The sequence below is a fragment of the Polaribacter haliotis genome, from assembly GCF_014784055.1.
GTDB lineage: Bacteria > Bacteroidota > Bacteroidia > Flavobacteriales > Flavobacteriaceae > Polaribacter > Polaribacter haliotis.
Window position 1 is genome coordinate 3,407,035 of record NZ_CP061813.1, and the last position, 26,067, is coordinate 3,433,101.

Genomic DNA, 26,067 nt, shown 5'->3' on the forward strand with positions numbered 1-26,067 from the left:
AGCAATAAAGTTTATACGGTGTTGGGTAACGTATTTTTTATTCAGGTTCTTTGTCATAAATTTCAAAAGAATATTCTTTCTCAATTTTTTCTTTTTCTCCTTTTGTTAAACTGTTAAATTCTTTATTAAAATATTCAATTGATATTTTGTTTCTTAATTTTGAAAAGACTAATTCTAATTTTTCATTAAGTTTTATGTATTTACCATATTGAGCATTTCTACTCGATTTTATACTTATTAATGATTCTTTTTTGTTTCTTAATAAATAATCTTCCAAAACCTTATTAAATTCCGTTTTTGAAGTCTTTTTTCCATTAACAGAGATAATATTTTCTTTAGACAAATAAATGTTCAAAGAGTTTTCAATTCTTTCTTTGGAATATTTAGGTGTTTCAATTTCAAATTCCGCTAATGATTTGTTCATTTCCAAAACTAACAAAACTCTCAATTTATAAAATTCAATTTCAAAATCTCGATAGTCAAAAATTTTCAAAAAAACTTCTGAAGCATTTTTTAAGTCAAATTCTTCTTTTATAGAATCCATTCTTTTTTCAAGTAAAAAAGTATTTGAATTCTTATACTTTTTTAAGGATTTAATTTTTTCTGTGCATTTTTCATTTGCGTGAACTAAACTCGAATAATTAAGTGTATTAATTGAGTCAATTAATGAAAAGTTCGTTTCAGTATCAACAAATTTTTCAGTCATTACTTTTTCAAACAATTCATAGTAACTTTTTCCAGAATTATCTTTTAAAAAGCCTTTAGAAATTAATAAATTCTCATAGATTTTATAATATCTTTTTACTTCTTTTCCATTTTCAGGCATTGCATTAAAATAGCAATCACTGTAAATTTTTTCAATTTCTCTTTCTTGAGAATTACTGACAAAAAAAGAAAAAAATATAATTATTATAGACAGTGTTTCTTTCATTCGTTATATGTTACCCAACTCTAATGATATGGAACGTTTCAATGTTTTATATCAGAAGTTAAACGAAGTTAGCTGATTTTTTTTAGAAAGTCAAATAAAAAACCTCCCAGTTTTCACAAGGAGGCTTTAATACTTAATGCAACTGTGTTGCTTATTTAATCAACTCGTAACTTCTTTTAATAAACTTCGTTAACTCTTCACCATGTAAAAGGTTTTGAGATAATTTTGCTAAATCGAAAGCTTGAGAAATTAAGTGTTTCTGTGCAGCTTCATCTTTATTATTTAAAATATCAGAAACTAAAGGACTGTTGGTGTTTACAACCAAGTTGTACATATCTGGAAAATTACCCATTCCCATCATTCCTCCACCACCAGAAGCTTGCATTTCTTTCATTCTACGCATAAATTCTGGCACAGTAATCATAAAAGGAGAAGATGCAGAATCCATTGCTTCTAATTGAACTGTATACGTTTCTTTAGGAACAGCAGCTTCAATAATTGGCTTTAATTTGTCTTTTTCTTCATCCGATAATTTAGAAATTACGTTTTCGTCTTTCTTAATTAAATTATCTACGTGATCAGAATCTACTCTTGTAAATTTCACTTTAGCATCTCCACCTTCTAATTTCTGCATTAAATGAGAAATAATTGGCGAATCTAATACTAAAACTTCATATCCTTTTGCAGTTACATCTTGTATATAACTGTGTTGTGCGTCTTTGTTAGAAGCATATAAAATAACATGATTTCCATCTTTATCAACTTGCGAATCTTTTGTTTTTTCGATTAATTCATCAAACGTAAAGTACGTATCTGCTACTGTTGGGTATAAAGCAAATTTCTTTGCTTTGTCAAAGAATTTATCTTCAGACAACATTCCGTATTCGATAATTACTTTAATATCGTTCCATTTTTTCTCGAAATCTGCTCTGTCTTTTTTGAATAAAGAAACTAATTTATCAGCAACCTTTTTAGTAATATAACCAGAGATTTTCTTTACTGCTCCATCTGCTTGTAAATAAGAACGAGAAACATTTAAAGGAATGTCTGGAGAATCGATAACACCTTTTAACATCTGTAAAAAGTCTGGTACAATTCCTTCTACATTATCCGTTACAAAAACCTGATTTTGGTACAATTGAATCTTATCTTTTTGCATATCCATAGATTGCGTTAACTTTGGGAAAAATAAAATTCCTGTTAAGTTAAACGGATAATCTACATTTAAATGAATATGAAATAAAGACTCTTCAAACTGCATTGGATACAATTCTCTGTAGAAATTTGCATAATCTTCATCTTCTAAATCCGCAGGTTTTTTATTCCAAGCAGGATCTGTATTATTGATGATTTTATCTACAGTAATTTGTTTGTGAGGTTCTGTAGTTTCTTTTCCTTCTGCGTCTTTTGTAGTTTTAGGCGTAAACTCTGGATCGTTAATTTGTTTTGTTCCAAATTTAATTGGCACTTGGTTAAAACGATTGTATTTGTTTAATAAACCTTCAATTTTACTTTCTTCTAAAAATTCTAAAGAATCTTCTGCAACATGTAAAATAATTTCTGTTCCTCTGTCTTTTTTGTCGTGTTCAACTAATGTGTATTCTGGAGAACCATCACAAGTCCAATGTGCTGCAGGTTCGTCTTTAAAAGACTTTGTAATTAAGTCTACTTTATCTGCAACCATAAAAGCAGAGTAAAAACCAAGACCAAAATGCCCAATAATTCCTGCTTCGTTGTCTTTATATTTGTCTAAAAACTCTTCAGCTCCAGAAAATGCAATTTGGTTGATGTATTTTTCAACCTCATCTGCAGTCATTCCTAAACCTTGGTCTTTAATTGTAATTGTTTTTGCATCTTTATCAATGCTTACTTCAATTTTAGCATCACCTAATTCCGTTTTTGCTTCACCAATAGAAATAAGGTGTTTTAGTTTAGAAGTTGCGTCTGTTCCGTTAGAAATAAGTTCACGTAAAAAGATTTCGTGATCAGAATACAAGAATTTTTTAATCAGCGGAAAAATATTTTCTACTGATACATTAATGTTTCCTTTTGCCATAATTATGTATTTAATTTTTATTGATATTGTTAAACTTTGTCATTTCGACTTTATGGAGAAATCTCAACATCTAAAGTGAGATTTTTCGACTTCATTTCATTTCGCTCAAAATGACAATGCAAATAACAGTAGTCAAAAAAAATACCAAAAAGAGTTTTGTGACAAGATGACAGAATAGTGTCTTTTTGTGTAGTTTTCTATCCGAAGAAAAATCACTATTTTAGCTTGAACAAACAAACAATTTAGAACTTAAAAAATATATACAGAATGTATAACTCAAAAATAACAGGTCTTGGTTATTATGTTCCAGAAAACGTTGTTACCAACAACGATTTAAAGGAATTTATGGATACTTCAGACGAATGGATTCAAGAAAGAACAGGAATTAAAGAAAGACGTTGGATAGACCCAAAAACCGGAGATACAACTGCAGTTATGGGGGCAAAAGCTGCTAGAATTGCAATTGATAGAGCTGGTTTAACAAAAGATGATATCGATTTTATTGTCTTTGCAACTTTAAGTCCAGATATGTATTTTCCTGGAGGTGGAGTACAAGTGCAAGAAATGTTAGACATGCCAACAATTGGCGCTCTAGATGTTAGAAACCAATGTTCTGGTTTTATTTATGCAATGTCTGTTGCAGACCAATTTATAAAAACAGGAATGTATAAAAATATTTTGGTTATTGGTGCAGAAAATCATTCTGGAGGTTTAGAACGATCTACAAGAGGAAGAAATGTAACCGTTATTTTTGGTGATGGAGCAGGAGCTGCAGTTTTATCGAGAACCGAAGAAAAAGGGAAAGGAATTTTATCTTCTCATTTACATTCGGAAGGGAAACATGCAAAAGAATTAGTTTTAGAAGGTCCTTCTACACAAAGATGGGTTCCAGAAATTTTAGAAGAAAACGATCCAGAAGACGTTTCTTATTACCCATATATGAATGGTCAATTTGTATTTAAACATGCAATTGGGCGTTTTTCTGAAGCAATTGTAGAAGGTTTAGAGGCCAACAATTTGCAGAAAGATGATATTGACATGTTAATTCCACATCAGGCGAATTTGAGAATTGCACAATTTATTCAGAAGAAATTTCAATTATCAGATGATCAGGTGTATAACAACATCATGAAATACGGAAACACAACTGCTGCTTCTGTAATTATTGCGTTAACTGAAGCTTGGGAAAAAGGTAAAATTAAAGACAACAATTTGGTTGTATTAGCCGCTTTTGGAAGTGGATTTACTTGGGGAAGTGTAATTATTCGATGGTAATTTTAAAAATAAATATAGATAATAACAGACTCGTGAAAGCGAGTCTTTTTTTTTTAAAGTTAATCTTGTTTTATTAGCTTAATAGCTTCTTCTATATATTTATTACTGTTGTAATTCTTAGCGCTTTCTTTTACAACATAATCTATTTTTAAACCTTCTCTTTGAACATTTTTATTATTAGGGTAAAAAGCACCATTTCCAGTAAAATCTACTTTTGTACTATCTTTTAAGATAATAGTATTTCTATTCATAACAGCACCAAATGTTTGTTCTCCAACAGTAATACAATTTGGAGCTTGTTGTATTGCCATTCCAAAATATTCAGCCATACTTCCAGTTGATCTATCTACTAATAAAACTATTTTTCCTTTATAATAATTTATATTTGATTTACCTGCAGAAAATGGATTGTTAAGAATTTTTAATTTTGTTTGGGTATCATAATTCCCATAAGAAGGGACTAAAGGTGTGAGAATTTTCATAAAAATTTTTTTCTTTCGATAAAGAAAATCGGGAACTGTAGAAACTTTTAAATTTCGAGGATAATTTCGTAAATCTATAATTATTCCTTTTGTATTTTTTAATTCTTTAAAAGCTTTCCTTAGTTCTTTTTTGTTAATTTCTTTTAAGTTGATGTATCCGATTTTATCAGAAATTTTATTCCACTTCTTTTTCTTTATGGTGTCCAAACGAGCTACTTCATATTTAAAATTATTGAATTTATAGAGATTTATGTGTGTGTTTAATTTGGTTTTATTCTTCTTTAATACACTGATTTGTAGAGAATCGGAGTCGTTAGAGAGAAGATAAAAAGTTTTTGATATTATGGATTTTAAATAATTTTCGTTTGAAGCGCTGATTCTGCTTGAAAATTTTTCTATGTAATAATTTTTCAGTTTTTTTCCATTTATTGCATAAATTAAATCTCCCAACTCTATATTTTCTTTTTCCGCCAAAGATTTATTAAATATGGTTTTGACAACTAATGTATCGTTTACAATTCTACCACCATAAAGAGAAAATTTTCTATTTTTATTATGAAACAAAGAACTTGCATTATAGTTAGAATGAGAGTCGTTAAGCTTTGCTATTAATTTATCTTTTGCCAAGTAAAAAGAAGTTTTACTTTCTTTTAAAAAATAGGGTATCAATTGAGTTAAAACCGAATTCCAAGGTGTTTCTGTAAGGTAGATGTTTACATTCCAATATCTCATTTTATTCCAAAAAGAGGCTAAAAATAATAATCTGTGAGTTTTTTTTGTAACATCAAATCCTTCTAAAGAATTATCGTTATTAAATTCTATTTGCGAAGACATTTTATTTACAGAAGCATAATAGTCTCCATAATTCGAATTGTCTTTAATTTTATTTAAGGTACTTATTAGTTCAGGAGAAAAAGTGGTTTTGTCAATCCAAGAAAAATCAGCATTTTTTGTAAATAAATTGTTGGTCTGTAAAAAATTGGCATCAACTTTATACTTGTATTTTTTTGAATCAAATTTTTGTATCCAACTTAGTAATTCTTCATTAAATTCTTTTTTTGATTTAAGAGCTTCAATTTTTTTGAATTCGTTTATAAACTCTTCATTTATATTAAAGTTTCCTCTACTTACATTTGGATGTTTATATTTTAATAGTCCCCAAATATAAATTAGATTTTTTGTTCTTTCAGTTTTTGTAAATTCAGTATTACTATAACCGGTTTTGTTTATGAATAAAATAACGATAAGTAAAATAATTTTTTTCATTTTTTTTGATATAGTTGATTAACTTTTTCAAAATTAGAAGAACTATTTAATGGACTTCATAATTTTTAGTTAAAGAAATATATTCATTAAATTTTTAAGAAAAAATTTTGATTTTTTTTAGCATTCTCTCAATTAAAGTATTGTTAAATAAATAATTAAAATAAAATTTGTTTAGTAATTCATTATATTTGTTAAACAAAACTATATCCTATGAAATTATCTAATTTAAAATTCGTTTTATTTTCATTTATTATATTAATAACATTGAATGTTAATTCTCAGAATTTCAGTGGGAAAGCAATTTATATATCTAAGTCTAAAATGGATCTTGGTAATTGGGGAGCAAAAATGTCTGAAGGACAAAAAAAGCAAGTAGCAGAAAGACTTAAAAACAGATTAGAAAAAACCTATTTTTTAAATTTTAATTCACAAGAATCTGACTTTAAAGAAGAAGAAAAAATAGACGCAGTTTCTGGTGCTACAGATTCTTGGGGAAGTTACTTTACTAGGGGAGATCAGTATAAAAATATAAAGGAAAATCAATTATTACAGAGTCAGGAATTTTATGGAAAGCGTTTTTTAATAAACGACAATTTGTACAAAATAGAATGGACGATTGGAACAGAAACGAAGCAAATTGGCCAGTTTGTATGCTATAAAGCAAAGGCTTTTGTACCATATTCTGAATTAAACTGGTATAAATTTTCTTGGAGTGATATAAGAACAAGTGTTAAAAAAGAGGGTGATGATATTGTACAAGAGGAAAATATGGTAATTGTAGAAGCTTGGTACACACCACAAATTCCTATTCCTCAAGGACCTGCAGAATTTTGGGGTTTACCTGGCTTAATTTTAGAGGTAAGTGTAGATAATACAACATTACTTTGTACAGAAGTTATTATAAATAAAAATGAAAGCATAGAAATTGAAGCTCCAGAAAAAGGAACAGAAATTACCAAAGAAAATTACACAAAAGTAATTCGCGAAAAAATGCTTGATATGAGAAATAATAGAATGGGAAGAAGGAGAGGTTAATACTTTTTTTTGTTGATATTTGTATTTTAACTTATTGAATGAAGAAAAAATACAAATTATTTTTATTCCTTTCCAACATTTTCTTATTGGTGTTTATTTTAAATGCCTTTGTAAAATTTATCTTGTTTCCAAATTCTTGGATTAACAGTGTACTTATTTTCTTTTTCTGTATTATAAATATAGCAATTGCTTTGAAAGCTTCATTTGAAGCAACCAACAACTAGTAACTTAAGAAGTAAATATAAAAGTAAGTATTCTATGTTTTTACAAATTACTCAGGAACAATCAATTCTAAAATAACACCATCTTTTTCAGGATATTTAGCGCCATTTTCCTTCATTACATTTTTTAAAATTAGCATCATTTCCTTTAATTTTCCCGGGTTTTTATCAGCTAAATTTTCAGTTTCGAAAGGATCTTGTTTTAAATTAAAAAGTTCGTATTTAGGTTCTTCATTATCAACAGGATAATGATACATAACCTTCCAGTCTGCTTTTACAAAACTTGTAAAATAATCCGAGCGATGCACTCCATGTGGAAAATGATTAAGAAACTCTTCGTCACGTTTTTGGTTTACTTTTCCAGAAAATTGTTCTTTCAAATTAAAACCATCTAAAACAACATCTTCAGAAATTTCTACATTCGCAAGTTGAGATAGTGTAGGGAAAAAGTCTAAAATTGTACCTATTTGTTTTTGAATTCCATTTTGTTCAATTGGTAATTTTCCTTGTATAGTTGTATTTTTATTAGGTGTTACCCAAGATGCAATAAATGGAACTCGCATTCCACCTTCCCAATGATTTCCTTTTTTTCCTTTTAATGGAGAAGAACTACTGTAATCGTTTTCAATTGGTAATGGAGCATCAGAACCATTATCTCCTAAAAATAATATCAACGTATTTTCTCCCAATCCTAAATCTTTTACGTGTTGTATAATGTCTCCCAAAGATTTGTCAATACCTTCTACTAAAGTAGCGTACGCTTGAGCTCTTTTAGATTTATCTGAATCTTTGTAATTATCCGAAAAACGTGGGTCTGAATGAAAAGGTGCATGTACAGCATAATGTGCCATATTTAAAAAGAAAGGTTTTCCTTCTTTTTTGGCTTGTGAAATCGCTGAATTTGCTTCTAAAGTTAATGCTTCAGTTAAAAAAATATCTTTACCATGGTATTTTTCTAAACCAGGAACTGCTCTCGATTTCTGACCAGCAATATTTCCAAAACCGTCTTTTCCATAATAACTTCCTGGATGCCCAATGGAACTTCCAGCAATATTTACATCGAACCCTAAATTTAAAGGATCTTCTCCATCGCTATTATGTGGTCCAAAATGTGCTTTTCCAACATGAATGGTTTTATAACCTGCTTTTTGTAAAACTTTTGGCAATGTTACAGATTCTTTGGTAAGTCCTTTCCAATTCCAGTCTTTGGGTCCAAATTTTGTTTTATTATTACTTTCAGAATTAATCCAATTTGTAACTCCATGTCTGGCAGAATTTTGGCCAGTTAAAATAGAGGTTCTTGATGGCGAACAAACTGAGTGTGCATAAAAATTCGTAAAACGGACTCCTTGTTTTGCCAATTTTTCCATATTAGGAGTTCTGTAATAATCATTTAATGGATATTTTTTAGGATTCCCATTTGCGTCTGTTAAAAAAGGAACAGAAGAATCCATTAATCCCATATCATCTACTAAAAAAACGATAATATTTGGAGGAGTTTCTTCTTCTTTTGGAGAAGTACATGAAGTCGCTAATAACAATAAGAATAGCGTATAAAACGTAAATTTTAGATTATTTTTAAATCTCATTACTTGTGTTTTTTTTGATTGATTAATCGAATATACAATTTATCTTTACAAAATACCACCACTACTTTCGGTTTCGTTATTTTCTCTATATTTTCTATCTCGTTCTCGGTTTTTTCCACCTCCAAAATTATATGAAAAGCCAAGATAAATAGAACTATACTCCAAGGTAAATTGTCCATTTTGTGGAAAAGGGTTTGTCGTAGAAAAATCTAATTTATAATTGTCGAAAATATCTGTTGCTCTTAAAGAAAGAGAACCTTTCCCTTTTAAAATAGAATATCTAGCAGAAGCATTTACTAAAAGATAAGGTTCAACTTTTACCAACACATTTTTATAGGTTCCTCTATAAGAACTAGAAAGTTGGAAACGCAATTTTTTACTTGCTTTAAAACTATTGCTAATTCTGGCAGTGGTTAAAACGTTTTCAACTTGAATAAAATTGTTGTTAACCAAACCTTGGTTTTCTTGAATATAACTGTTAAAACTAGGTCTTAAGGTCCACCAATTTGTCATTTTTATACTTGAAGCAAATTCAAAACCATAACTTTTAGACGAGTTATAATTTGTGTAGGAAAGTATTTGTCTGTCGGCATTTGTATTGTCGATATCGAAAATTCTTCCAATAATATCTTTTGTTTCTCTATAAAAAGTACCGAGAGTAAAATAGCCTTTTTTAAAAGAATTGGTATAATTAAACTCAAAGGAATTAGTGAATTGAGGTTTTAAATTTCTGTTCCCAACAGAGATAGATAATGGTGTATTCCACTCTTGAATTGGCGTAACTTGGTCTATTCCTGGTCTATCTACTCTTCTACTATAACCAATTTGAAATTGATGTTTGTCTGATGAAGCATAAGTAACAAAAGCAGAAGGATAGATGCTAAAAATCTCATCTGAATAAGGCTCTAAATTTGTTTGTTCTGTGTTCGAAAATAAACCATCGACTTTAAATTGCTCTAATCTTAAACCTGCTTGAAAACTAAATTTTTCATATTCTTTATTTAAATTAATATATGCAGAATATAAATCTCTATCGTATGTAAAATTGGAATTTCCTTTAGGTTTTGTTGGCGGATTTCCATTGGTTTCAACTTCTTGGTTTGTAATTATTTTATTGAATGCATTTTGGATTCTTGTTTCTAAACCCAATTCTAAAGTTCCGTTTTTAATTGGTTTTGTGTAATCTAAATTCACTAAAAAAATATCATTATTATTTTTGATAGAATTTGAATAGTTATACACTTTCGAATTCGGATTTATAATTTCGTTATTATTGTCTTCTTGCGGATTCGTGTTTTTAGAATAATTAATTTCTAACTCTAAATTTTCGCCTTCGTCATTAAAATCGATTTTATAATCTAAATTATAAGAGGTTTCTTGGATATCAAATACTGAAATGTTTCTCGCATCAAAAATTAAATTGTTATTTAATAATGTTCTTGTATCTACATGAAAATCAGTATCAGCAATACTTTTTGTAATATGAAAAGACAATGTGTTTTTTTTATTGATGTAATAATCTACTCCCGATTTTATGTAATGTGAAGTTGTATTGTCTAAAAAATTAATATCTTGATTTAAGTTTTTATCCAATCTTTCAAAATTAGAAAACGTTTCGAAATCTCCCCAATCTAAATAATAACTACCATAAAAATTAAACTTTCCAGATCTGTAATTTAAATCTAAAGAAGCAGTTGGTCTTGTGTTTATACTATGTTCTAAACCTGCAGAAAAACTACCATTAAAACCAATAGTTACATTTTTTTTAAGCACAAAGTTTATAATTCCACTCATACCTTCAGGAGAATATTTCGCAGATGGGTTCGTAATAATTTCAACACTTTTCACTGCTGAAGAAGGTAGTTGTTTCAAAAGTTGCGAAGCAGGTAAATTCGAAGGTTTTCCATTAATTAAAACGCGAACATTTTGGTTTCCTCTTAAATTGATATTTCCAGATTGATAATCTACTTGAACAGAAGGAATATTCTCTAACATTTGTAACGAATTTGTTCCTGCAGAAGCCAAATCTTTACCAACGTTAAAAACTTTCCTGTCAATTTTTTGAACCATAGAAGAGGTTTCAGAAACTACTTCTATAGCTTTTAATTGAGTGGTGTCTTCTTCTAAGAAAATAGTATTCAAATTAAAAGCACTATTTTCTTTAGAGAACTTAATTTTCTTTTTTATGGATTTGTATCCAATAAATTGAATGTCGATAAACAAAGAGTCTAAAGGAAGTTTTTTAATATTAAATTTTCCGTTTTTATCGGAAATTCCGCCAGAAACAATTTCTTGTTTAAAGTTTTTGCAAATAATATTTACATAGGGAAAAGGCTGTTTCGTTTTGTTGTCTAATATTTTACCGCTCAAAATTCCAACACCTAATTTTGTGTCATTTTTTTGTGAGAAAATAGTTAAAGAACAAAAAAGAAGCAAAAACGCGATTCGTTTCTTCATTGTAGGGTTTTTAAATTTTACATAGCATTATGAATCCTAAATGTAGGTAAAATTTTTAACAAAAAAAACCGAAGTGAAAACTTCGATTTTTTTTATTTTAATTTAAGAAATTTGTTGCTATTTAGTTAAAAACCAGCTCCACCTTCTTTAATATTATCATCACGTTGTCTTCTTTGTTTTGCTTTATTTTTTCCACTACCAAATCTGTAGTTAAAACCAATATAAGCAGTCTGACTTTCCCAATTAAATTGACCATTTTGTACAAAAGGATTTTCAGAATTAAAAGCAAATTTCATACCTCTAAAAATATCATTAACTCTAAAATTTATACTTCCTTTTCCGTCGAAAACTTGCAGACTAGCACCAGTATTTACCATCCACATGTTTTCTGTTTTCCATTGAATATCTTCTTGTGGTCCTCTGTACATTGCAAATAATTGGATGTTTACCCTTTTAGAAACTTTAAAATTATTGCTAACTCTTGCATTAAAAACTTCGTTGGTAACTTCTATTCTTTGTGCATTTGCGTTTACTAAATCTACTGTTCCAAATTGTTTTTGCGAGTAGAAATCCATACTAGAATTTACTCTCCACCAATTTGCAATTTTATAATTTAAAGAAAATTCTAATCCGTAAGCACTTGTGTCTTCAAAATTTGTCCAAGATAAAACCTGTTTTACATTCGAAGGATCATTTGGATCTTTGTAAGTTACACGTGAAATATTATCGTTAATGGCTCTATAGAAAGTCCCAAAAGTAACAGAACCATTCTTAATTTGACGTGTATAATTTGCTTCAAAAGAGTTGGTAAACTGTGGCAGAAGATCTGCATTTCCAATAGAAGTAATTAAAGGTGTACTCCATTCTCTAATTGGATTTACTTGAGAAATTCCAGGTCTATCTACTCTTCTACTATAACTTAATTGATACTGATTTTTATCAGAAGGATTAAAAGTAAAAAACGCGGAAGGATACACACTAAAAATATCTTGTTTTACATTTTCTGAAGGATTTCCATCGCGATTAAAATTTCCTTCTGCTTTAAATTGTTCGAAACGAGCACCCAATTGCATGGTTACTTTTCCAAATTGATGCCCATAATTCGCATATGCAGAATATATTTTTCTTCCATAGTCAAAATCCGAATTTCCCAAAGGTTGTATTGTAGAATTTCCTTGATTATCGAAAACAATTTCATCTTGATTGGTAATATTTATGTTCGAAGTATTGTCTTCTCTATATTCCAAACCAAATTCTAATTTCCCTTTTTCTGAAACAGGATTTGTATAATCTACGTTTAATAATGTATTGTTACTCTTGTTTGTAATATCATTAAAGAAGTTTAATACTTTAAAATCTGCGTCGTTCGAGTTTTTCGTCAAATCTTTATTTTCTGCATCTTCAGGAGCTCTAGTATTAGAATATGTTGCTTCAAATTCTAAATTATGCCCTTCTTTTTCAAACTCTCTTTTGTAATTTACATTATAAGCTCCAGTTTGGTTGTTTTGTAACTGAACGTTTGGTGCGTTCGAAATTGTTGTGCCATTTTCTGTAACTAAAGTTCTTCCATTTCCATCTCCATCAAACCAATTCTGAGTCGTGTAAAAGGAAAGTGTATTTTTCTTATCTAAGTAAATATCTGCTCCAGCTTTTATCAAATGAGATTGATTATCGTTTTGAAAAATAAAATCTTGTAATCTATTTACAGTTGGTCTATTTACAAAACCATAATTGTAATTATTTCCTCCATTATAACCATAATTTCCAAAGAAATTTACTTTCCCAGTTTTATAGTTCATGTTGGTAGAAGCATTGTAACGAACATAATGCCCAGCAGTAATTCCAGTATCAACAGAGCCATTAAAGCCCATGTTTGCGTTTTTATTTAAAATGATATTAATAATTCCACTCATTCCTTCTGGATTGTATTTTGCAGAAGGATTTGTAATTAGTTCAATACTTTTTATAGATGTAGAAGGGATTTGTTTCAACAATTGAGCAGCAGAAATATTTGTTGGTTTTCCGTCCACTAAAACACGAACATTATCATTTCCACGCAAACTAATACCTCCTGTTTGGCTATCTACGCTTACAGATTGTACATTATTTAAAAGTTCGGAAGCTGTGGTTCCTGTTGCAGTTAAATCTTTACCAACATTAATTACTTTTCTATCTACTTTCTGTACAACTTGCGAAGTTTCTGCTCTAACCACAATTTCATTTAATTGAGCACTGTCTTCAGAAAGTGATATGGTTCCTAAGTCAACTTTATTATTTTTATTAGAGATTTCTATTTTAGTTGAAAATGTTTTGTAACCAATAAATTGAACTTCCACCAAACTATTTCCTTCAGGAATGTCTTTGATGTTAAAAAGTCCGTTTTCGTTCGTAATTCCACCAGTAAGTATTTTTTTTGCAAAATCTCTCACGACAATATTTACATAAGGTAAAGGTTCATTGGAGATTTTATCCACGACTTTTCCAGAAATTGTTCCCGGTTTTAATAATTTATTTTTCGGCAATTGAGCTTGTAGAGTTATGGAAAAACAAAACAGTACAAGAAGTAGTAAATTTTTCATTTTTGGTTGATTATTAATTTGATTGATACATTATAGACGTCTCATTTATTATATTTGTTACTTTATTTAACTGTCTTTAACACTTAATTAACAAATGAAAAAGAAAACCTTAGTTTTAGGAGCTTCCCTAAATGAAAACAGATATTCGAATATTGCCATTAAAAGATTAAGAGGAAAAGAAGTTCCAGTAGTAGCAATAGGTTTACGAGTTGGAGTAGTAGCAGATGTAACAATTGCAACTGAAAAAGTAGATTTTAAAGATATTAATACAGTTACTTTATATCTAAATCCAACAAGACAAGTTGCTTATTACAATTATATAATTAGTTTAAAACCGAAAAGAGTTATTTTTAATCCAGGAACAGAAAATATGGATTTTATAAAATTATTAAAAGAAAATAATATCGAGTCAGAAATTGCTTGTACATTGGTTTTGTTGAGTACGAATCAGTATTAGGCTTTGCTACTCAGCCAAAAACACTTTCCCAGGTTCTGCTAACGAAACATTATTAAAAATTACAGAAGCTTCTTTTTGAAAAAGAGAAATGTCTTTATATCTACCAGAATAATGGCCAACAATTAGTTCGCCAACATTTGCATCTTTCGCAATTTGTGCTGCCTCAACAGAAGTAGAATGTTTGGTTTTTTTTGCTAAATCTTTTCTATCTGCTAAAAATGTAGCTTCATGATATAATAAATCTACATTTTTTATAATGGGAACAATATCTGGTTTGTAGCTTGTATCACTACAAAAAGCGTAGCTCAAAGGTTTTTTAGGGTCTAATGTTAATTCGGAATTTGGAATGACTTCACCATTTGATAAAACCACATCTTTACCAGCTTTTATGTTTAAAAAATCTGCTTTTCCAATTTCGTTGTAACCGCTAATATTTAGCATATTTAATTTTCGAGTTTTTTCTTTTTCTGTAAATAAATAGCCATTTGTGTAAACTCTGTGATGTAATGGAATAGTACGAACGATTACTTTATCGTCTTCGAAAATAAGTTCGCTTTCATTGGAAGATAATTCGTGAAAAATCATGTTAAATTTCGCATGAGATTCAGATATTTTTAGCATTTGTAAAGTTGCCTTTTTTATACCTTTTGGACCAAAAATATGCATTTCTTTTTCTCTACTTAACATACCATAAGTAGAAAGTAAACCAACCAAGCCGTAAAAATGGTCTCCATGTAAATGAGAAATAAAAATATGATCGATTTTAGAAAAACCAACTTTATATTTTCGCATTTGACGTTGTGTACCTTCTCCACAATCTATTAAAAAGTGTCGATTATTTATTTCTAAATATTGTGATGTTGGAAATGCGTTTACTCTTGGAGTTGCAGAATGACAGCCTAAAATTGTTAAGTTTAAACTCATTTAATAACAAAACGTTTAGAAATTACTTTCTTTTTGTCTTGAATACTATAAATATACATTCCTGTAGCTAAATCGTCTTTATAAAACTGGAAACTATTTTTGCCTTTTACAGTTTTATAAGTTTTCTTAAAAACTGTTTTTCCTAAAACATTTTTAACGGTAAATTTTACAGAAGAAATAGCTTTAGAATTAAACGATATTTTTGTGGAATTTGTAAATGGGTTAGGTGCAGCAGATAAAACATCTATCGATTTTTCTTGGGAAAAACCTACAAATGAAAAACTTAAAAATAAAATAAAAAGTATTTTTTTTACCATATATTTTCTTTTAAAATCCTAATTCTCTTTCGATGTTTTCCATTTCTAATATATCTTCTGCCTCAATTAGAGTTGGCACAATATTCAATTGTTCTGGAAGTTCATCAACATTTACAACTGAATTTATGATAACAAAAGATGTACCATTGTTGTTTTTTTGTTCAGCTATTTTCAAAAATAATAAAAAATCTTCAGTAGATATGTTAATTTCATCAGAAATATGTAAAACTAAATGCTCTTTTTCGAATTCTTTTTCTTTTTGTAAAAACGCGTTATAAAACTCTTTAAATGAATTTTCATCCGAAGAAATTAAAATATACTTTTCTTTTTTATCAACTTGCATACTATCTTTTAATTTGTTGCGCCAATAAATAGATAACTGCCATTCTAACAGCAACACCGTTTTCAACTTGATTCAGAATAATACTTTCACTTGAATCTGCAACATCACTTGTAATTTCTACACCTCTATTAATTGGTCCTGGGTGCATGATTACAATTTTCTTGCCAAGATTGTCTAAAATCTCTTGATTTATTCCAAAAAGTTGTGTGTATTCTCTGGTTGATGGAAAATATTTAATATCCATTCGTTCATGCTGTACACGTAAAACATTCGCAACATCACACCATTCCAAAGCCTTTTTTAAATTAGTTTCCACTTCTACTCCCAAACTCGAAATGTATTTAGGAATTAACGTTGTTGGCCCACAAACCTTTACTTCTGCTCCTTGTAATTTTAGTGCAAATATGTTCGAAAGTGCAACTCTAGAATGTAAGATATCTCCAACAATTACAATTTTCTTTCCCTTTACTGTGCCTAATTTTTCACGAATAGAATACGAATCTAATAAGGCTTGTGTTGGGTGTTCGTGCGTTCCATCACCAGCATTTATAATTTTGGCATTTACGTGTTTCGATAAGAAAACACCTGCACCCACATTTCCATGACGCATTACAACAATATCTACTTTCATCGAAAGAATATTGTTTACAGTATCTATTAAGGTTTCTCCTTTTTTAACAGAAGATTGCCCTGCAGAAAAATTAATAACATCTGCAGAAAGTCGTTTTTCGGCAAGTTCGAAACTCAATTTTGTACGTGTACTATTTTCAAAAAATAAATTGGCAATGGTAATATCTCTTAATGAAGGCACCTTTTTAATAGGTCTGTTAATCACTTCTTTAAAATGATCGGCAGTTTTAAAAATAACATCTATGTCATTAGGGTTTAAGTATTTTATTCCTAATAAATGTTCTACACTTAATTCTTGCACATCATTTTATTTAAGTTAAACAATATCATGTATTTTTTGTTCTATTCTTTCGATTCTATATAAACTGCATCTTTTTTATGCGTTTTTTTCCAAGTAACCAAAACTTTTTCTTCGTTAATTGCATCTACTTGTCTGCCTCTATAATTTGGCTGAATTGGTAAATGTCTGCTAAAGCGTCTGTCGATTAACACTAATAACTCAATACTTTCTGGTCTTCCATACGATTGAATCGCAGTTAAAGCAGCTCTAATACTTCTTCCTGAGAATAAAACATCGTCTATAATTACGACTTTTTTATCTTCTATTAAAAAGTTCATTTGCGTTTTTTCAGCCGCCAAAGGCTTGTCTTTTCTACGGAAATCGTCTCTGTAAAAAGTAATATCTAATAAACCTAACTCCAGTTCTTTGATATTGTATTCATTTTTTAACAATTCTGCCAATCTTTCGGCCAAAAAAGTTCCTCTTGGTTGTAAACCAATGAGCACAGTATTTGAGAAATCGTTATGATTTTCGATTAGCTGACATGCCAAACGATGAAGAATAATTTCAATATCTTTTGAGTTAAGTAAGGTTTTTCTGCTCATAAGAATCCCATCAATTTGGTTGATAGTTATTGAAAATCAAAATTAATGTAAATAAACGTATGTGCAAAATTTATACGTTACTAAATGCAAATAATGGGTTTTGTTAATTAAATTGTTGAAAACAATTGCTTTCAAATTAAAAGTGTTCTAAGACTTGTAGTACATTTAAGTATTCATTCAAATATCTTAATTATGTCTTTATTAAAATTTGAATCTATGTTAAAAACCAACAGCGTTTTCTTTTTCGATTTAGTCGAATTTGAAGAAATTGTTGTCCATTATTTAGATGTCGGAAAAATATCCCTTGCAAAAAAAGCGATAAAGCTTGGTTTGGAACAGCACCCTGCATCCGTAGATTTAAAATTACTAAGAGTAGAGATTCATTTGTGTGATAATGAGTTAGATGCAGCTTCGAAGTTATTAAAAAAAATTGAGCTTTTAGAACCCAATAACGATGAGGTTTTTATCCAAAAAGCAACGATTCAATCTAAAAAAGGCTTACACAAAGAAGCAATTATTCAGCTTAAAAAAGCGTTAACATTAACGGACGATAAAGCAGATATTTGGTCGTTAATGGGTATGGAATATTTGTATTTAGATGCATTTGAGAATGCACGTTTAAACTTTGCAAAGTGTATAGAAGTAGATTATGAAGATTATTCTGCACTTTATAACATTGTGTATTGTTTCGATATGGAGAAGCAACATGAAGAAGCCATAAAATATTTAGATACCTATGTAGATATTAATCCTTATTGCGAAGTTGCTTGGCACCAATTAGGAAGACAGCATTTTATTTTAGAAAACTACAAACAAGCGTTAATTTCTTTTGATTATGCAGTTTTAATTGATGAATTTTTTATTGGAGGATATTTAGAAAAAGCAAAGACTTTAGAAGAATTAGGAAACTACCAAGAAGCGATAGATAATTACTTAATTACATTAGAATTAGACGATCCTACAGCATTTGCATATCTTAGAGTTGGTGAATGTTATGAGAGGTTATTAAAATTTGAAGAGGCAATCTCTTATTATAAAAAGGCAGTTCACGAAGATCCTTTATTAGATAAAGGTTGGGTTTTGTTAACGAACTTGTATTTCGAACAGGAAAATTATCAAAAAGCAGCCTATTATATTTCTAAAGCATTAAAAATTGAAGATGAAAACCCTATTTATTGGAGACGATATTCAGAAATTAATTTAAAATTAAGCTTTTTCGAAGAAGCCGTTTCTGGGTTTCGAAATTGTTTAAATTTAGAAGATAATTCACCAGAAATTTATCTAGGTTTAGCAGATGTTTTATTATTTTTAGGAGAATTTAATGATGCTTTAAAGGTTATTTTAGAGGCTCAAAAAACGTACAAAGATTTTGCAGAATTCGAATATCGATTGGCAGGTTTATTTTTTATATTGAATAAAGAAAAATATGCTTTTAGCCATTTAATAAATGGAATGAAAATCGATTACGAATATAGTAGGGTTTTGAGTGATTTGTTTCCAACAGTTTATGAAAGCAAAAAGATTAAAAAATTATTAAAAGATTTTAAAAAAGCGACAGAATAGTATTCCTTTTTTTATAAAATAGAAAAACCTGAATTGTAAAATTCAGGTTTTTGTTTTTTATAAACTTTGTAAAGTTATTTTCTAATAATCTCTCCACAACCAATTCTAGGGCCAGCTGCTCCAGAAGGTTGAGAACTAAAATCATCTGGTCCTTCATGAATAATAATTGCATGACCAACTACATTTTTATTGGTATCTTTTCCACCAACAGACCATAAGTTCGTTTCTCTTTCAATAGTACCTTTACCATCTGCACCAACAATTAAATTACCAATATCTCCAATATGAAAAGGTTCTTCCATCCATTTTCCGTGGTTTTTATCAGTTGGATTCCAATGTCCGCCAGCAGATTTTCCATCAGGTGCAGAACAATCTCCAATTGCATGAATATGTATTGCGTGGTTTCCCTCAGATAATCCAGCTAATTCTGCTTTCATAGTTACAGTTCCATTCTTTTCTGTAAATGTTACAGTTCCAGAAACATTGCTTCCGCTTTTTGCTTCAATAGTTGCAACTGCTTTTTTCTCATCAGAATTACAAGAAGCAAATAATGTTATTGCAAATACTAAAATTCCTATTTTCTTTAAATTTTTCATAAGTTTAATTTTTAATTATTTTCTATTTGGGTACCAATTCCACTGAACAACTTCAATAGAATTATCTTTTTCGTTTACAATTTCTTTAAATTTTTCTACATCACTTAAACCTTCAGTTCCTCTGTAGTGATAAGGGAAAACTTGTTTTGGTTTAAATGCTAAAACAGCATCTGCAGCACTTTCAACTGTCATTGTATAAGGTAAGTTCATGCAAACAAAAGCTTTGTCGATATTTTTTAAATTACGCATTTCTGGGATGTCTTCTGTGTCTCCAGAAAAATAAATACGCTCGTTATTAATTGTTAAAACATATCCATTTCCCCTTCCTTTTGAGTGAAACTTTAATGCTTCTTCTCTTAAATTATACATAGGTATCGCTTCAATTTTAAAATTGTCAAAAGACTTTTCTTCACCATTATTTATAACAATTATTTCTTTTGCTTTTATGTCTTTCAACTTTTCTGCAACCGCTTTTGGTGCAATAATTTTGGTTGTTGTTAAATCTAAACCTTCCAGCGTTTTTAAGTTCATGTGATCTCCATGAATGTCGGTAATTAAAGTATAGGTTGGTTTTTTAAAATCGGCAAAGGCTTCCTTACCTCCAGTTGGATCTAAATAAATAGTTTCTTCATTAAAAGAAATGATGGCAGTCGCATGAGAAATAGGTGTTATTTCTGCAGAAGAGTTAGTTTCTTTTTCAGATACTGCTATTGAATCATTATTATTTTTAGATTCTTTCTTGTTTTTACAAGATGTTGAAACAAAAAGAATTAATAAAAAACTGGTAAAGAATATTTTTTTCATAAGTATTGCAATTTAGTAAGTTGTTCCAAAGATAAAAAACAAGAAATTGATATTGTGTTAACATAATTTTAAATCTTTATAAAAGCTTCATAAATGTTTTGTTAAAGAATGCTTTAATACACTGTTGAAAACTATATTTTTTTTATCTTTAAAAATTAATTGACTTCATAATGAATTTAGAAAAATATAAGGTTTCCAAGAAAATAAAACTACAAGATTTTGAAACAAAAGAAGTAGTTGATAATGCTGAAAAAGAACTCAAAAAATTGCGTAAAAAGCTCAGTAAAATTCAGAATAAAATGTATGCTGAAGGTAAATTCGGAGCTTTAATTTGTATTCAAGGAATGGATACTGCTGGTAAAGACAGCTTAATTCGTGAAGTTTTTAAAGATGTAAACGCACGTGGAGTAATAGTGCACAGTTTTAAGGTACCAACAGAATTAGAGTTAAAACACGATTTTTTATGGAGACATTATATTGCATTACCAGCAAAAGGAAAATTAGGAGTTTTTAATAGAACACATTACGAAAATGTGTTGGTTACAAGAGTACATCCAGAATATATTTTGGGAGAAAACATTCCAAATATAAAAAGTGTAAACGATATTAATGATGATTTTTACCACGATAGAATGGAAAGAATCAATCAGTTTGAAAACCATTTGGCAAAAAACGGAACCATTGTTTTAAAATTCTTTTTAAATTTATCTAAAGAAGAACAAAAAAATAGATTATTAAGAAGATTAAATCTACCAGAAAAAAATTGGAAATTTTCTGAGGGAGATTTAAAAGAACGCAAATTGTGGGACAAATATCAAGATTGTTACGAAGATGTTTTAAATAGAACTTCAAAAAAAAATGCACCTTGGTTTGTAGTTCCTGCAGACGATAAACCTTCTGCTCGTTTAATTTTGGCAGAAATATTAGTAGAAGAATTTAAAAAATACGATTTTAAAGAACCTGTTTTATCGAAAAAAGTAGCAGATAGAATAGACGAATTTAAAGCACAATTAAATAACGAATAAACATAAAAGTTCAAAATTTTGAATTCAAAATTCAAAGTTGAGCAAAAACCTTAAATATTAAATTTTGAATTTAAAATTAGAAAAGCCTATTGTATTCTTCGATTTAGAAACAACTGGTGTAAATATTGCCACAGATAGAATCGTAGAAATTGCAATTTTAAAGGTATTTCCAAACGGAAATAAAGAAAGTAAAACTTGGTTGGTAAATCCAGAAATAGAAATACCACAGGGAGCAACAGACGTACATGGAATAACCAATGAAAAAGTGGTAACAGAACCTACTTTTAAAGAATTAGCTCCAGAAGTAAGTAAAATGATTGAAGGTTGCGATTTGGCAGGCTTCAATTCTAATAGATTTGATATTCCTTTATTGGCAGAAGAATTAATGCGTGCAGGAATCGATTTTGATATGAAAAATAGAAAAGCGATTGATGTGCAAGTTATTTTTCATAAAAAGGAGCAAAGAACATTAAGTGCTGGTTATCAATTTTACTGTGGAAAAGAATTGGAAGGAGCTCATGGAGCAGAAGCAGATACGAATGCAACTTACGAAATTTTATTAGCTCAATTGGATAAATACGACGATATAGAAAATTCTGTAGATGCTTTAAGTGAATTTTCAACTCATGGAGTAAGAGCAGATTTTGCTGGTTTTATTTTAATGAATGATGAAAAACAAGAAATTTTCTCTTTCGGAAAATACAAAGGAAGAACAGTAGAAGAAGTTTTTAAAGAAAATCCAGGGTATAATAATTGGATTCAGAATGCAGATTTTCCTTTATACACCAAAAAGGTTTTAAAAGAAATTAAAGAAAGAATGTCTGCACCAAAAGACACAATGTCGGAAGCTGATAAATTACAAGCTTTACAGCAGAAGTTTAATTTAAGATAGATTTTAAGGTTTTTAGAAAATGGTTTTATAAAAGCCAAATTGTCTTAAAATCGAACATTTTAAAATAGCTAAGAATATGTTTACAGAATATAAAAATTTACCAAATAATTCCAGAGTTTGGATTTATCAAGCTGACAGAGAATTTACAGCAGATGAAGTTACAGTAATTTCAGAGAAAGCAGAGAATTTTATAAACCAATGGACACGTCATGGAGACGATTTAAAAGGTTCGTTTACGATAAAATACGATCAGTTTTTGGTGTTGGCAGTAGATGAAAGTTTTAATAATGTTTCTGGTTGTTCTATAGATAGTTCTGTACGTTTTGTACAAGAATTAGAAAAAGAATTAAAAGTAGATTTAATGAATAAAATGAATGTTACTTTTAAAGATAATGAACATATTAATATGGTTAGATTAGCTGATTTTCAGCAATTTGCTAAAGAGAAGAAAATAACTTCGGAAACGATTGTGTTTAATAATATGGTAGATACAAAACAAGATTTCGAAACACTTTGGGAAGTTCCTGCAAAAGAAAGCTGGCACAAACGTTTTTTGGTATAACTATTGATTTTAAATTATTAGAATTAACCTGCAAGTAAGTTGCGTTAAGGATAGAGCGGTTTGTTTGAGCTCTTTTTTAGGTGTCAGTTCGAGTAATTCTGCTTTTTTGCAGAATTGTATCGAGAACAAACCTAAAAAAAGCGAGTAGCGAAAGCCTGTTAAAACGCCCAAAAAATACATTAAAAAAAATATTTAAAAAAGAATGAAAAAAAAGTTAGCACTTATATTATTTACACTATTTGTATCGTATTCAAACGCACAAACTGTAGATCCGCTTTTAACAAAAGATGTGGAAGCACAAAGGGTTTGGGTAGATAGTCTATTAACAAATATGACGATTGATGAGAAAATTGGTCAGTTATTTATGGTGCAAGCCTATTCTAATTTAGATAAAAAACATGAAGATTTTATTACGGAAATGATTACCAAATATCATGTAGGTAATTTAATTTTTATGCAGGGAACTCCAGAAAAACAGGCGGAGTTGAATAATAAATATCAAGATTCGGCAAAAGTACCTTTGTTAATTGGTTTCGATGGAGAGTGGGGTTTAAATATGCGTTTAGATAATACGTATAAATTCCCTTGGAACATGACTTTGGGTGCCATTAGAAACGATTCTTTAATTCGAGAATTTGGAGCGCAAGTAGGTAAGCACTGCAAACGATTAGGAATTCATGTAAATTTTGCACCAGTTGTAGATGTAAATGTAAATCCTGAAAACCCAATTATTGGAAATCGTTCTTTTGGAGAAAGCAAAGAAAATGTAACCGAAAAAGCAATTGCTTTTACAAAAGGAATGCAAAGTTATGGAGTTTTGGCAAACGCCAAACATTTTCCAGGGCATGGAGATACAGCATCCGACTCTCACCACACTTTACCCGTTTTAAATTTCGATAAAGCAAGATTAGATTCCATAGAATTATATCCTTACAGAAAAATTTTCGATGCTGGTGTAGCCAGTGTAATGACTGCGCATTTGAATATTCCAAGTTTAGAGCCAAATACAAGTCTGCCAACTTCGCTATCTAACAATGTAGTTACAAAATTGTTACAACAAGAATTGGGTTTTAATGGCTTAATTATTACAGATGGTTTAAATATGAAAGGCGCTACAAATTATGCAACATCTGCAGAAGTAGATTTGGCAGCGATTCAAGCAGGAAACGATTTGTTATTAATACCACAAGATGTGCCAGCATCAATTGCGTTGTTTAAAAAAGCAATTGAGTTAAAAACACTTACAGAAGAACGCATAGATTTTTCCGTTAGAAAAATTTTAAAAGCAAAATATTGGGCGGGTTTAAACAATTACAAACCTATTAAACAGGAACACATTCACGAAGATTTAAATGCTGTTGAAGATGAGTTGTTACACAGAAAATTGATTAAAAATGCACTTACAGTTGTAAAAAACGTAAATGGGAACATTCCTATTAGAAATTTAGAAAACAAGAAAATTGCTTATGTAAAATTAGGCGATGCAGAAAACGATTCTTTCGTGAATATGCTTAAAAATTACACGAAATTAGACGTAATTTCAGATAATAATTTAGCAGGAATTACTAAAAAATTGAAGCCTTACAATTTTGTAATTATCGGTTTTCATAAATCCAACGATCATCCTTGGAAAAGTTACAAATTTACCGATAAAGAATTAGTTTGGTTGCAAGAAATTGCACGACAAAAAGTGGTTGTTTTAGATGTTTTTACGAGCCCTTATAGTTTGTTGCAATTAAAAAGTTTTACGAATATAGAAGGCCTTGTAGTTTCTTATCAAAATAGTAAATTATCGCAAGAATTATCTGCACAAATGTTATTTGGAGCTTTTGATGCAAAAGGAAAATTACCAGTATCTATTGGAGAAAACTTTAAAGAAGGCACAGGTTTAGTAACTAGTAAACTAAGTAGATTCCAATATACAATTCCAGAAGAAGTTGGTTTGTCTTCCAAAAAATTGGCAATTATAGATCAGTTTGCAGATACTATTTTAAAAGAGAAAATGGCGCCAGGTTTTCAAGTATTTGTGGCAAGAAAAGGAAAAGTTGTTTTGCAGAAAAGTTATGGATATCATACCTATGATAAAACATTTAAAGTTAAAGATTCCGATTTATACGATTTAGCTTCTCTAACAAAAATATTAGCATCTTTACCATTAATTATGAAGGCAGAAGAAGAGCATAAAATGCCATTATCTGCAAGTTTAAGAGATATTTTGCCAAGTTTTAGTAATTCTAATAAAGGTGGAGTTACTGTAAAAGAAATTTTATCTCATGTTGGTCAGTTAAAAGCGTGGATTCCTTTTTACATAGGTACCCAAGACAGTATTACAGGAAAAAATTTACCGACATTTTATGGAAATAAGAAATCGAATAAGTTTCAAATAAAAGTTGCGGAAAAATTATTTATTACTAAAAGTTATAAAGACAGTATTTATAAATATATAAAAGTAGCCGACCAAAGAGAAATGGCTGGTTATAAATACAGCGATTTGGGTTATTATTTGTTTAAAGAAGCTCTGGAAGTTAAATACCAGAAACCGCTAAATAAATTAGTAGACGAAACTTTTTACCAATCTTTAGGAGCAGATAGAACCACTTATTTACCACTAGAAAAATTTACAAGAAACGATATTGTACCCACAGAAATAGACGATTATTACAGAAACCAATTATTGCAAGGTTATGTACATGATATGGGTGCAGCAATGTTGGGTGGAGTAGCAGGTCATGCAGGTTTGTTTGCTAATTCTAACGATGTTGGTAAAATAATGCAAATGTATTTACAGAAAGGTTTTTATGGAGGTAAACGCTATTTAAAACCAGAAACTATAGACAAGTTTAATACGCGTTATTATGCAGACAAAAAAGTTCGTAGAGGTTTAGGCTTCGATAAACCACAACTAAATCCAGATATTAAAGCCACCTGTGGTTGTGTTTCCGACATTAGTTTTGGGCATTCTGGTTTTACAGGAACTTACACTTGGGCAGATCCAGAAAGCGAAATCGTATATGTGTTTTTGTCTAACAGAGTTTTTCCACATATGGACAATCGAGGTTTGATTAAGAGTAACATGCGTACAAAAATCCAGCAAGCAATTCAAGATGCGATTATAGAATAATTCAACTATTATTTTTATCCGAATCTTTTTATCAATTTTTTTTGAAGCTATTTCCTG

Annotated in this window: 21 protein-coding genes; 8 read left to right on the forward strand and 13 right to left on the reverse strand. The window is 29.5% G+C overall.

Features of this window, described 5'->3' with window-relative positions; translation table 11 throughout:
• Positions 1-37: 37 nt before the first annotated feature.
• Both H9I45_RS14575 and htpG read right to left on the reverse strand, forming a co-directional pair.
• The gene (locus tag H9I45_RS14575; RefSeq protein ID WP_088354398.1) at positions 38-931 is read right to left on the reverse strand and encodes a hypothetical protein; all 894 of its coding nucleotides are present in this window, start codon (positions 929-931) and stop codon (positions 38-40) included.
• A 151-nt stretch (positions 932-1,082) separates the two neighbouring features.
• Positions 1,083-2,987 carry a molecular chaperone HtpG gene (gene htpG, locus H9I45_RS14580; protein ID WP_088354397.1) on the reverse strand — a complete coding sequence of 635 codons (1,905 nt, stop codon included), beginning with the start codon at positions 2,985-2,987 and terminating at the stop codon, positions 1,083-1,085.
• A gap of 267 nt (positions 2,988-3,254) precedes the next feature.
• On the opposite strand from htpG, the gene H9I45_RS14585 reads away from it, so the two are divergent.
• Complete coding sequence (locus H9I45_RS14585; protein ID WP_088354396.1) at positions 3,255-4,262, forward strand: 3-oxoacyl-ACP synthase III family protein; 1,008 nt, start codon at positions 3,255-3,257, stop codon at positions 4,260-4,262.
• A 59-nt stretch (positions 4,263-4,321) separates the two neighbouring features.
• Here the strand turns inward: H9I45_RS14585 and H9I45_RS14590 are convergent, their stop codons facing one another.
• The gene (locus H9I45_RS14590; RefSeq protein ID WP_088354395.1) at positions 4,322-6,010 is read right to left on the reverse strand and encodes a S41 family peptidase; all 1,689 of its coding nucleotides are present in this window, start codon (positions 6,008-6,010) and stop codon (positions 4,322-4,324) included.
• Positions 6,011-6,220: 210 nt separating this feature from the next.
• On the opposite strand from H9I45_RS14590, the gene H9I45_RS14595 reads away from it, so the two are divergent.
• Positions 6,221-7,045 (forward strand): GLPGLI family protein, encoded by an 825-nt coding sequence (locus tag H9I45_RS14595; RefSeq protein WP_088354394.1) that lies wholly within the window; start codon positions 6,221-6,223, stop codon positions 7,043-7,045.
• Positions 7,046-7,316: 271 nt separating this feature from the next.
• On the opposite strand, the gene H9I45_RS14600 is transcribed toward H9I45_RS14595, so the two are convergent.
• The 3 genes from H9I45_RS14600 to H9I45_RS14610 form a co-directional block, all read right to left on the reverse strand.
• A complete protein-coding gene (locus H9I45_RS14600; protein ID WP_088354392.1) occupies positions 7,317-8,855 on the reverse strand; it encodes a sulfatase in 1,539 nt (512 codons plus the stop codon).
• A gap of 45 nt (positions 8,856-8,900) precedes the next feature.
• On the reverse strand, positions 8,901-11,312 hold the full coding sequence (locus H9I45_RS14605) for a TonB-dependent receptor (protein WP_088354391.1): 2,412 nt from the start codon (positions 11,310-11,312) through the stop codon (positions 8,901-8,903).
• Between the two features lie 125 nt (positions 11,313-11,437).
• Positions 11,438-13,891: a TonB-dependent receptor gene (locus H9I45_RS14610; RefSeq protein ID WP_088354390.1), complete on the reverse strand. Its 2,454-nt coding sequence runs from the start codon at positions 13,889-13,891 to the stop codon at positions 11,438-11,440.
• A 94-nt stretch (positions 13,892-13,985) separates the two neighbouring features.
• On the opposite strand from H9I45_RS14610, the gene H9I45_RS14615 reads away from it, so the two are divergent.
• Positions 13,986-14,348, forward strand: coding sequence for a CoA-binding protein (locus H9I45_RS14615; RefSeq protein WP_088354389.1), 363 nt, complete (start codon positions 13,986-13,988; stop codon positions 14,346-14,348).
• Between the two features lie 6 nt (positions 14,349-14,354).
• On the opposite strand, the gene H9I45_RS14620 is transcribed toward H9I45_RS14615, so the two are convergent.
• The 5 genes from H9I45_RS14620 to pyrR are packed head-to-tail and all read right to left on the reverse strand — an operon-like array spanning position 14,355 to position 17,447.
• Positions 14,355-15,272 carry a ribonuclease Z gene (locus H9I45_RS14620; protein WP_088354388.1) on the reverse strand — a complete coding sequence of 306 codons (918 nt, stop codon included), beginning with the start codon at positions 15,270-15,272 and terminating at the stop codon, positions 14,355-14,357.
• The gene (locus H9I45_RS14625; RefSeq protein WP_088354387.1) at positions 15,269-15,589 is read right to left on the reverse strand and encodes a T9SS type A sorting domain-containing protein; all 321 of its coding nucleotides are present in this window, start codon (positions 15,587-15,589) and stop codon (positions 15,269-15,271) included. The genes H9I45_RS14620 and H9I45_RS14625 overlap by 4 nt, the downstream gene beginning before the upstream one ends.
• Positions 15,590-15,599: 10 nt before the next feature.
• On the reverse strand, positions 15,600-15,932 hold the full coding sequence (locus tag H9I45_RS14630; protein ID WP_088354386.1) for a hypothetical protein: 333 nt from the start codon (positions 15,930-15,932) through the stop codon (positions 15,600-15,602).
• Between the two features lies 1 nt (position 15,933).
• A complete protein-coding gene (locus H9I45_RS14635; RefSeq protein ID WP_088354385.1) occupies positions 15,934-16,863 on the reverse strand; it encodes an aspartate carbamoyltransferase catalytic subunit in 930 nt (309 codons plus the stop codon).
• Between the two features lie 41 nt (positions 16,864-16,904).
• Positions 16,905-17,447 (reverse strand): bifunctional pyr operon transcriptional regulator/uracil phosphoribosyltransferase PyrR, encoded by a 543-nt coding sequence (pyrR, locus tag H9I45_RS14640; protein WP_088354384.1) that lies wholly within the window; start codon positions 17,445-17,447, stop codon positions 16,905-16,907.
• A 192-nt stretch (positions 17,448-17,639) separates the two neighbouring features.
• Between pyrR and H9I45_RS14645 the strand changes: the two genes are divergently transcribed.
• A complete protein-coding gene (locus H9I45_RS14645; RefSeq protein ID WP_088354383.1) occupies positions 17,640-19,010 on the forward strand; it encodes a tetratricopeptide repeat protein in 1,371 nt (456 codons plus the stop codon).
• A 74-nt stretch (positions 19,011-19,084) separates the two neighbouring features.
• On the opposite strand, the gene H9I45_RS14650 is transcribed toward H9I45_RS14645, so the two are convergent.
• Both H9I45_RS14650 and H9I45_RS14655 read right to left on the reverse strand, forming a co-directional pair.
• Entirely contained in the window at positions 19,085-19,606 is a 522-nt protein-coding gene (locus tag H9I45_RS14650) for a superoxide dismutase family protein (protein WP_088354382.1), read from the reverse strand.
• A 15-nt stretch (positions 19,607-19,621) separates the two neighbouring features.
• The gene (locus H9I45_RS14655; RefSeq protein ID WP_088354381.1) at positions 19,622-20,410 is read right to left on the reverse strand and encodes an MBL fold metallo-hydrolase; all 789 of its coding nucleotides are present in this window, start codon (positions 20,408-20,410) and stop codon (positions 19,622-19,624) included.
• A 170-nt stretch (positions 20,411-20,580) separates the two neighbouring features.
• On the opposite strand from H9I45_RS14655, the gene H9I45_RS14660 reads away from it, so the two are divergent.
• The 4 genes from H9I45_RS14660 to H9I45_RS14675 all read left to right on the forward strand — a co-directional run bounded on the left by H9I45_RS14660 (position 20,581) and on the right by H9I45_RS14675 (position 26,010).
• Positions 20,581-21,435 (forward strand): PPK2 family polyphosphate kinase, encoded by an 855-nt coding sequence (locus H9I45_RS14660; protein WP_088354380.1) that lies wholly within the window; start codon positions 20,581-20,583, stop codon positions 21,433-21,435.
• Between the two features lie 64 nt (positions 21,436-21,499).
• Positions 21,500-22,327: a 3'-5' exonuclease gene (locus H9I45_RS14665; protein WP_088354379.1), complete on the forward strand. Its 828-nt coding sequence runs from the start codon at positions 21,500-21,502 to the stop codon at positions 22,325-22,327.
• 76 nt (positions 22,328-22,403) lie between these two features.
• Entirely contained in the window at positions 22,404-22,889 is a 486-nt protein-coding gene (locus H9I45_RS14670) for an ABC transporter ATPase (RefSeq protein WP_088354378.1), read from the forward strand.
• A gap of 202 nt (positions 22,890-23,091) precedes the next feature.
• Positions 23,092-26,010, forward strand: coding sequence for a serine hydrolase domain-containing protein (locus H9I45_RS14675; protein ID WP_088354377.1), 2,919 nt, complete (start codon positions 23,092-23,094; stop codon positions 26,008-26,010).
• The last annotated feature ends 57 nt before the right edge of the window (positions 26,011-26,067 follow it).